5 protein-coding genes are annotated in these 9,724 nt (G+C 60.9%); 3 read left to right on the forward strand and 2 right to left on the reverse strand.

What is annotated here, in order from left to right; translation table 11 throughout:
- Positions 1-30 precede the first annotated feature (30 nt).
- On the reverse strand, positions 31-3,090 hold the full coding sequence (locus tag ACKVY0_RS29115) for a hypothetical protein (protein WP_409218397.1): 3,060 nt from the start codon (positions 3,088-3,090) through the stop codon (positions 31-33).
- Positions 3,091-3,306: 216 nt separating this feature from the next.
- Between ACKVY0_RS29115 and ACKVY0_RS29120 the strand changes: the two genes are divergently transcribed.
- The 3 genes from ACKVY0_RS29120 (at position 3,307) to ACKVY0_RS29130 (ending at position 7,672) form a co-directional block, all read left to right on the forward strand.
- On the forward strand, positions 3,307-4,077 hold the full coding sequence (locus ACKVY0_RS29120) for a polysaccharide lyase (RefSeq protein WP_409218398.1): 771 nt from the start codon (positions 3,307-3,309) through the stop codon (positions 4,075-4,077).
- An 11-nt stretch (positions 4,078-4,088) separates the two neighbouring features.
- Entirely contained in the window at positions 4,089-5,039 is a 951-nt protein-coding gene (locus tag ACKVY0_RS29125; RefSeq protein WP_409218399.1) for an RNA polymerase sigma factor, read from the forward strand.
- 266 nt (positions 5,040-5,305) lie between these two features.
- Complete coding sequence (locus ACKVY0_RS29130) at positions 5,306-7,672, forward strand: protein kinase domain-containing protein (protein WP_409218400.1); 2,367 nt, start codon at positions 5,306-5,308, stop codon at positions 7,670-7,672.
- A gap of 222 nt (positions 7,673-7,894) precedes the next feature.
- Here the strand turns inward: ACKVY0_RS29130 and ACKVY0_RS29135 are convergent, their stop codons facing one another.
- Positions 7,895-9,019 (reverse strand): Fic family protein, encoded by a 1,125-nt coding sequence (locus ACKVY0_RS29135; RefSeq protein WP_409218401.1) that lies wholly within the window; start codon positions 9,017-9,019, stop codon positions 7,895-7,897.
- Positions 9,020-9,724 lie beyond the last annotated feature (705 nt).

A 9,724-nucleotide genomic window follows, 5' to 3' on the forward strand; every position in this document is an offset into this window, starting at 1 on the left:
GATTGAGTGTGGGGAGAGCCATTACAAGAATCAAGGCAGCGGCGCGATGCGAATCTTGCGGAACTCGGACTTGCCCTTCGACCAGTCGTCGCCACCACGGAACTGCAGCACATCGACGACACCTTCGATCTTGGGTCCGTCGCATACCTTGACGCCATCGACGAACAGCTCGGTCTTGTCCTTCGCGGCCTTGATGGTGATCTGATACGGCTTGTTGCGCTCGTAAGTGAACAACGCCGCGCCTTTCGGCTGCGGATAAAGACCAAAGGTCGTCTTGAAGGCCTCGTTGGCGAATTTCACGTTGCCCATGACCAGCCGCGCCCGCATGCCATCGAGCACGGTGACTTCAAATTCGATTTGGAAGGGCGGAGCACGGTTGAAGTCGTAGCGCAGGGTGCTGTCGCCGCTGCCGACGAGCAGATCGGTCGTGCGCGTCCATTCGCCCGCCTGCTTCTGCCATTTGAGTGTGTTGGCGGCGGCCAGCGGTTCCTCGATTTCGTTGCTCTGGCGCGTTTCGAGCTCGGTGCGGATGAAATTCGTGATCTCCGCCGTGGCGGCGGGATCGCGCAGCTTGAACGCCTTTTCTTTCCACTCGCTGCGGGCCATCACGAGCCGCGATTCGAGGCTGGCATGATAACCGCGCAGCAAAGTCGCGAGCGCGTCCTCGCCTGCGCCTGTGACGGGCATGTCGGCGGCCTTCACGGGCACATCGGATTTTAGCAGCGCCGCGAAGGCGGTGATTTTGGCGGCTTCGTCGGTTTTGTTGGCACGCTGGCGGTCCTCGGCCAGTTGTTCGGCTTCAACGAGCGCAGTCGCGTTCAGATCGGCGGTGACGCGGCGGCAGTGCGCGGCGAAGCCGTTCCGCACATCGTCCAAACTGGCCACGGCGGCCTCCGCTTCATCCTTTTCATCAGGCGGATCGAGCCGCCGGATCATGAGGCGGCGGATGTGCGTGTGGGATTTCTCGTGGAAGAAGTGGTGGAAGAAGCCGATGACCGAGTTCTCCGGCATGTCGAAGGTGTCGCCGTCCTTGTCGGTCACGCGGTGGTTCACCACGATGTCGCAGTGATTCAGGCGGTAGGTTACGAGTCCTTCACGGCAGAGGATGTGGAACTTCCAGGTCCGGCCGTTCACGGGCGGCGTGACATGCGGGGCGGCGGTCTGGTACATCTTCCGCAACATCGATGCCACCACGCCTTTGCCGGAACTGGTCCATTGTGAGCAGGCAATCCAGTCCTCAGTCTGCTCGCCGCCGTGGTAGCCGAGGATGATGCTCAGCCCTTGGTCGCCCTCTGGCAGGTCTTTCACCTCATATTCGCCCGTGAACTCGAAGTTCGTGCCGGTGCGGCCGTTGTGCAGCAGGAAGGCACGCGCGCCGTGGCCGTTGTTGACGAGCGTGCCCGTCTTCAGCCCGGTCCAGAAGCCGCTGAGGTGGTGCCACTCCGCGAGATCGGGAAAGGCCCACATCTTCACCCATTTGCCAGTGGCGAGGTCTTTTTCAAACTTGCACGCGGCGATGCGTTCCAGCAGCAGCCCCGGCGGCTCGCTTTGAAAGCGGGCGGCGATGTCCTGGTAGCCTTGCAGCGCGTCATTGGCCCGGCCCAGTGTGTAGGCTTCCTCCGCCGCGTCCCATTCCGTGTTGAAACCGAAGGTGTACAGCGCCGACTGCGCGCGCACCTCGGCCTCGTTCGCCAGCAGGTTCAGCCGTCGCCGTGTCTGCCGGGGAAACGGCACGGGCACCTTTTGAAATGTGTCGTAGGCCGTCTCGTAATCACCCGCCATCCACGCGAGCACGCCGTAGTCCGCCAGCCGCCAGTCGTGCTGCCAGGTGCGATAGACTTCCTTCGACTCCGCCAGTTCGCGGTTCGAGCCCAGCACCACCTGCTTCAGCGGTTCCTGGGAAAGTGTGAGCCGGATGTCGTCCACATCGTCTTCGAGGTATTCAAGAATGCGCCGCATGGCGACGACCACACCCTGCTCATGCTTGCCGGTCAGCGCGCAGGCGCAGTAAAACGCCTTCATCTGGTCAATGCTGCCGCCCCAGCGCGGACGCAGCGCCCACAGCAGCGCGTAGTAGGCGTTGTAGTGGTCAAACTGCGCCGCCACCGCGCGGTCGAACCACCGCCGCGTGGTCTCGCCCTGCTCACCGTTGCCGCATTTCACGACGTCGATCATGAGCGTCGCGGCCTGCGGCCGGTCCGGGCGCAGCTCCCAGGCTTTCTTGAAATGACCGCGTGCGATCACCTGATGCTCCGCGAATTTTTTCCAGCCATCGTCCTTCACGGTGTTCGCATAACCGGTGCCGCGATACGACCAGCCGGTGCTGTTTTGCAGCTTCCCGTTGAACATCTCCCGCAGCCACGGGGAGAGGTGCGGCGCGGCGCACAGTTTTCGCAGCTCCTCTGGCCGTTCCTTCACGTTAGTCGAGCTGAAGACGAACTCGACCTCGTCATAAAACAGCTCGTCCTCCTCCGGCGCGAAGACTTTCGGGTCCATGGCGCTTTTCAGCATGCGCTTCGCCCGTTCAGCGTTGGATTTCGCGATCGTTTCCGAGTTCGACGAGCGCCTGATCTCATTGTACTGCGCCTCGATGTGCGCGGCGATGACGGACGGGTAATCCTTCAACGTCTTGTGCCGGTTCGCCCGCGAGAGGAAGTCCCACGCGTCCGTGTAGCCCTCATGCGACTCCCACACCACCCATGCGGCCAGCCAGAGCAGCAGTGGCTCTTCCACTTTCGCCTTCGCCAATGCGGTGCCCTCCGCCGCCATCACTTCCCACAATCGCTGCGGGTCCACGTCAGGATGACCGGCCTTCGCCATGAGCGCCTGCTTCACAAAACTGCGCGCCGCCTCCGCCTGCTGCGGCCATTGCGCGAGATTCTTTTCAAACACCGGCAGCAGCATGCGCTGCATCCACGCCCAGCGCACCTTCGCCAGATCGCTGGCAGAGCGCGCTCCCGGCCTGATCTCGATGGGCGCGAAATCCTGCTCCTTCAGATAATCTCGCGCCGCCTGCCGCCAGTCCGTGTCAGCGGCATTGCATGAAAAAATCGCGGCGAAGACCGGCAGTAGAATAAAAATCAACTTCATGGCCGGAAATGACATCAGGAAGGCATGCGCGAGTCCAGCCTGATTTTCGGAGGATACAGGACGGCTGCCGTGTTATACCGCGAGCCATCAGAATCTGAATTCTGCCACAGATTCAGGAAAACCACAGATGGTGCCCCGAAACAGCAAAAGAATCTGAAATTTCCCTGAACCTGCGGCAAATCATAAACATTGCTGCCGTAAGGCATAACACCCCGCATGCGCATTTTCACGCTCCTCGCTGTTCTGTTGCTCCAGATCACTGCTTTCGCGGAACTGCCGCTTAGCATCTCGATTTCTGGTGAGGCCGGGCCTTACACCAAGGCGCGCTGGAAAGCCGACTGGCCGGGCTGCGAGTTTGAAGGCGGCATCAAGGAAGGACGGGTGGCCGTGATTGAACGCGATGCGCAGAAATGGCTGCGTGTGAACTTCGCCATCGGCAAGATCGGCCCAGAGGAAGGCGGTGCGGGCTGGCGCATGCCGTTTGGCAAGCACGAAGCCGCAGAACTGAGCTACACGCTGCGCTTCAGCAAAGACTTCGATTTCGTCAAAGGTGGCAAGCTTCCCGGACTGTGTGGCGGGCCGGACAACGTGAGCGGTGGCCGACGTGCAAACGGCACCAACGGTTTTTCTGCACGCTTGATGTGGCGCAAGGACGGTCGTGGCGAGGCCTATGTCTATCACAAGAACCAGAAGGGCGACTATGGCGACAGCTTTGCCTTCCCCGCCGACTTTCGTTTTCCGACCAACGAGTCGGTGAAAGTGCGCATCGCCGTGTCCATGAACACGCTTGGCAAACGCGACGGTACACTGCGCTTGTGGAGCGGCGAAAAACTCGTGGTTGAACGCACCGACATGGAATGGCGCAGCGTGGACACCTTTGGCGTGGACGGTCTCTATCTGGAAACCTTCCACGGCGGCGGTGATGCCTCCTGGGCACCGACGCGGCCCTGCTGGGTCGAGTTTGCGGAGATGAAGGTGGTGAGGTGAGCCGCTGCCGTTTGCCAAAATCCATCTCGGAGCAGACGCGGCCCGCGAATGCCGCAGCTACCGAGGTTTCAGCTCAAACACTCGCCCATCGGTGGCGAGACGCGAAGCGCTTCTTTCTTGATCCAGATGTCTTCTCCTTTCTTGGCAAATACGGCGCGGATTTTGTCTTGTGGCTTGGCGCATTTTCCGCTTTAACAGCGCACCTGCCTCCTGCTGTGCACGGGACGGCTTCTTGCGTGATGGAAACTTCGATTGCCCAGCCTCATCTGTTTCCAACCACCGACTGGGGTGCGTTGCGGAAGGCTGCGAACGAGTCCTGGACCGAGGTGCAAGTGGAGGCGATTTCCCATCTTTATGAGGCCTATGCGCGGCCATTGAAAGTGTTTGTGGGGCAGCGGTGGGCGGTGAATGCGGGGGAGCAGGAGGATTTGGTGCATGGGTTCTTCGAGCATGCGCTGAGCCGGGACATCGTGCGGGGCGTGATGCCTCGGGAGACGCGGTTTCGCTCCTTTCTGCTGGGTGCGTTTTCCAATTGGCTGACGGATGAGCACCGTCGCCGGGCGGCGGTGAAGCGCGGGGGCGGCGCCACGCACGAGTCGCTGCATGACGAGCTGGAGGCGGCTCACAGCGCGGAGGAGTCCAGCCGGGCGTATGACCGCGAGTGGGCCGGGGCGACGCTGCGACACACCATTGAGCGGATGCGCCATAGCTATGAGCAGCGTGGGCGGTCGGACTTGTTTGAGGCGCTGAAGGGCGTCCTGCCGGGTTCTGGGGCGGTGCGGCCCTATGCTGAGATCGCCGAGGATCTCGGGATGACAGAGCCCGCCGTGCGAAAGGCGGCGTTCCAGTTGAGGGCCACCTGCGCGAACCTGCTGCGGGTCGAGGTGAGCCGGACGGTTTCTGACTTGGACCTCGTGGATGAGGAGCTGCGTTATTTGGTCGGGCTGATCCGGTCTGAATAAAGGCACTCCAGGACCCCCTGATGTTTCTCCCACAGATTCAGGATTCCACAGATATGCCTCGCTTCATCACTTCTTGTTTTGAACGCCGCCATTTTCACAAAACATGATGACGCGAGGCATAGACATGCAGGGATTGAGAAAATCTGTGGAGCCCCGAATCTGTGGGAATTTTTTAGCTTCGGGTGGCACCAAGAGTTATTTTTTGGAACGTCGTGCCAGCCATTTCGTGGATACCGGGAGAAAACCCACCTTCACGGCCCCATCCCATGTCTCCCGAAACCCCATCTCACCTGCCTGCCGAGGAGCACTCGGTCTGTGATCATTGCGGCGCACCGGTAGAGGCGGGCGGTGCCTGCACGGCTTGTGTCATGGAGATGGCGCTCATTGGTGTGCAGGCATTCGAGCAGCGGCATGAGGATGTGACGGTGGTGCTGCCAGATCCGCCTCGGGGCCTGGAGCGGGTGGAGGAGTGGACGCTGCCTCGGCATTTGGGAGGCTACGATTTGCTCAGGATCAAGGGCAGTGGCGGCATGGGCGTGGTCTTCGAGGGGCATGATGCGGTGCTGGACCGCCGGGTGGCGGTGAAGCTGCTGCGCACGGTGGCGGCCGGCCGGGAGGTCTATGACCGGTTCTTGAAGGAAATGCGGGCCATCGCCAGCCTGAAACACCCGCACATCGTCTCGATCTACCGGGGCGAGGAGGAGGACGGGATGCCGTTCTTTGGCATGGAGTATGTGGATGGGGATGACCTGGGGCTGCATGTGCTGGAACATGGGGCCATGCCCGTGGTGGAGGCGCTGCGGGTCTTGATCGCCGCCGGTGAGGCGCTGGCGGCGGCGCATGAGATCGGGGTCATCCACCGGGATGTGAAGCCCACGAATGTCCTGCGCTCCGCCCAGGGAGAGGTCAAAGTGGTGGACTTCGGCGTCTCGCTCATCGCCGGAGCGGAGTCGGGTTCGGACGACGGGTTGTTTGGCACCCTGGGCTTCATGGCACCTGAGCAGGCGGCGGATCCGGCTTCGGTGGACACCCGGGCAGACATCTACGGACTCGGGGCGACGGCCTTTTTCCTGCTGTCCGGCACCATCCCCCTGCATGAGTTCGCTGGCCGGGAGGCGAAGCTGCAGGCCCTCCGGGAGGGAAAAGGCGAGCGGTCTCTGAAGAAAGTCAGCGCTGTCCCTGCCGCCGTGGCCGCCTTGGTGGAGCGGATGATGGCCCCGCGTCCCACTGACCGCCCGGCGAGCATGGCCGTGGCGGTGCAGGAGCTGAAGGCCTGCCTGGACCGTGCCAGCGGAGCGCATTTCCGGCGCTGGTTGCGTCGGGGGATGGCCATCGGCTGCATTGCGGTGGTGAGCTGTGTCGCGGCTGTCTTGTTGCCTGCTTTGGTCAGACTTTTGCCCATTCAGCAGCAGGCGCTGGACATCTCCGGTGCGCAGCCGATGACCAATCCGATGTTCGACAAGGCGACCATGGGTTACCTGTTCGAGTTGGATGAGCCAGTGGAGATCAGCGAGCTGGGCTGGTTTGACCATGGCTCCAACGGCCTCGACAAGCCCGTCAACATCGCCATCTGGCACGCGGCAGACCGGGAAACGGTGCTCAAGGGCGTGGTCGGCACGGAGCGTGCCCGGGCGGTGACATCGGCGGAAACGAGCGGGCGCTGGCTGTTTGAGCCTTTGGCAGCCCCCGTGCGCCTGGAGCCGGGGACCTATGTCATTGGCGGCTCGGTTTGGAGTGCCCAGAAAGACCCCGTGATGATGCAGGCCGAGGTGGAGGACCGCCTGCCGGGCTTCAAACGGCGGCAAAACATGACCACCGACCACCGCTTCCATTCCAGCTATGGGCCGGGTAATCTGCACATGCCAGACTCCACCGCACTGTCGTCACAAGCCGGCGGCGTAACCAAGCGCTGGTTTGGCCCCAATTTCGTCGCCAAGCGCCTTTTCTCAGCGGCAGACGGCCCGGCTCAGACCCTGGTCTTCGATGGTTTCGATGACTACGTCCAAGTCCCCTCCCTGCGTTACGCAGGCGAGCTGCCCTACACGCTGGAGGCGACCGTGCACCTGGCCAAGAACCTGACCAAACAACAGTCCACCATCCTGGCAGTCGGCGCGCCGATCACCATCAAGCTCTCGCTGCACCATGAGCAATGGGAGCTGCGGCGGGGCAAAGATGGCGTTTCGGGAGATTCGGCCTTCTTTGAGGCCAAAAAGGCGGACTTGGGGCGCTGGCTGCACGTCGCCGCCGTCTGGACCACGGCGGATGCGCCTCCCCTGCTGTTCGTGGACGGCCAGGCTCGCCCGCTGGCCCGCATGGAGCCTTTCCGCTATGGCGGCATTCGCTCATCCGAGGTTCCCAGCGGCATCGGAGCCCATTTCCACCCGAACAACCGCCAAATCGGCGAAGATCGCCTCCGGGGCCACCTGGCCGAAGTGCGCATCTCAAAGGTGGCTCGCTACCACGAGGTCTTCACGCCCCCCGCGAAAGGCGACCGCCTCCCGCTCGATGAGCACACCGAGGCGCTCTACCACTTCGAGCCCGTGGACGGCGATGATTCGCATCAGTTGCAGGACATGAGCCCGAACAATCATCACGGCACCATCATGGAAGCGCGCTGGGCACCGTTTCGGTGAGGGGGCAGTCCCCAGGCAAGTCAGGCTGGTAGTGGCGCTCATTTCTCCCGCAGATTCAGGGAGGCCAGCAGATTTCTGTTTTGAGCCCAATCTGCGGGCCTCCTCGAATCTGCGGGAGATCCTTCTGAATCCAAGCTCCCGAGGACCACTCCCAGCAGCCCCCGGAAAAAAATCTCACCTTCTCGGGAACGTGCGATTCCGGACGGCTGTCGTCGCAGCCCCCTACGACTGGAGCGTGATGTAAAGATGGTAACGGGTGCTTTTGAGCGTTCCGGTGCGGACCAGGGCTTGCTTCTCCACGAGGTCTAGCAAATCACGAGTGGCTGTGGCTCGCGAGGTGCCGGTGAGGCGGATGTAATTCTCGGCGCTGAGTCCGCCTTTGAATCCACTTGGGCCTTCGCGCATCATGCGGGCGATGACCTTGTCTTGTCGTTCGTTGAACTGCCCGCGCAGACGGTCGTAGAACTTGGTCTTGGCGATCAGGAACTCCACAAGCTCTTGTGAGTGAGCCTGAGCGTCGAGGATTGTTTGGGCGAAATAGACCAGCCATTCGGTGATTTCGTTTCCCTTGTTGCTGCGCTCCAGCAGTTCGTAGTAGGTCTTGCGTGCACGATTGATGGTGAGGGAAAGAGCGATCAGCGCAGCGTGTCCCAAGCCCTCGGAAATGGCTTTTTCGGCGATGGCACGGCCGATCCGGCCATTGCCATCTTCAAACGGGTGAATGGTGACAAAATAGAGGTGCGCGATGCTGGCACGGGTAAGAATCGGCAGCGGTGTCTCACCCTTGGGTGAGGTGCGGATGAACCACCGCATGAAGCCCTCCATCTCGGCGGGCACCGCAGACGCGGGCAGTGCTTCAAAGTGAATCTTAGGATCATGCAGCGGACCAGACACGACCTGCATCGGATTCGAGCCAGTGCGGTAGCTGCCGATGTTGGCGAGGTCGCGCCTGCCATTCATGAGCGATTCGTGCCAGCGAAAGAGCAGGGTGTCGCACATCGGCTCATCGAACCCGCGATAAAGTTCCACCATCATCTGGGCGATGCCTTGTTCCGCAGGTGGAATTTTGCGATTGTCCGTGTCGAGCCCGAAGTTTCGGCGGATGGACGACTGCAGGCTGTCGCGGTTCAGAATCTCACCCTCGATCTCGGAGGTGTTGAGAGCTTCCTCGCTGATGAGTTCGACGGTGATTTGCTCTTTGTCCTCTTCGGTGACGTGCCGGATACAGCCTGAGAACACACCCGACTGCCGCAGGAACTCAGCCTCCAAGGCGTCCAGCTTGCTGCGGTCGTAGCGGAACTCGGGCCAATCCGCTTGTTGCCAGTTCCAGTGGGTCCAGTCTTCCATGATGCAAAGCTCCTTCGTTTATGCCTCATCATTATGCTTGATCGTGAGTTATAAAGCCAGGGCTTATTGGTCGGCTTCTCTATTTTTACCGCCCAAACCGGCCCCGTCAGTCGCGGAGAGAGAAATGGCAACAGAATGGGGGCAGCAGAATGAGCCCGATCCCCATGTTTCTGCCTATCCATCTTTTTGCCTTCCAAATCAGCTCCATTCAACCCTCCCAGCCCCTCCCGAAAAAAATCTCACTTTTCTCGGAACGTCCGCTCCCGGAATCCGAGGCAAGGCAGGCTGGTAAAAGATGGGGGGTAAAAAATAGGGGAGCACTGATTCCGAATCTTTGACCCTCCATCTTTGACCAGCCAAACCGGCTCCGTCCGCAGCGGAGGGGCGGAGTGGCAACAGAATCAGACATCCTTACCTCAGAGGAAACTCAGTGAGCCAGTTCTTCTCTGCGACCGTCCATCCTCTGTGGTTACCTGGTTTTAACCGCAGAGGATGGACGGTCGCAGAGGGATCATTGGTTTTCCCATCGTTAGATAAGAATGCGGTCAAAGATGGGGCAGGGGTCAGGATGTCTAAATGAACGGGCTTCTTCGATTCTGCTGCCTTCATTCTGTTGCCATCCAAGCTCCGACCGTGCCTGAGCTGTATTCATGCAGAAGGAATAAGGAATCACCACAGAGGCACCGAGAACACAGAGATTTGATT

The organism is Prosthecobacter sp., assembly GCF_046154365.1.
Lineage (GTDB): Bacteria > Verrucomicrobiota > Verrucomicrobiia > Verrucomicrobiales > Verrucomicrobiaceae > Prosthecobacter.

What these genes read in the sequence shown, in the direction of transcription:
- ACKVY0_RS29115 (WP_409218397.1), bottom strand. Translation starts at nt 3,090, where the DNA reads ATGAAGTTGATTTTTATTCTACTGCCGGTCTTCGCCGCGATTTTTTCA.
- ACKVY0_RS29120 (WP_409218398.1), top strand. Translation starts at nt 3,307, where the DNA reads ATGCGCATTTTCACGCTCCTCGCTGTTCTGTTGCTCCAGATCACTGCT.
- ACKVY0_RS29130 (WP_409218400.1), top strand. Translation starts at nt 5,306, where the DNA reads ATGTCTCCCGAAACCCCATCTCACCTGCCTGCCGAGGAGCACTCGGTC.
- ACKVY0_RS29135 (WP_409218401.1), bottom strand. Translation starts at nt 9,019, where the DNA reads ATGGAAGACTGGACCCACTGGAACTGGCAACAAGCGGATTGGCCCGAG.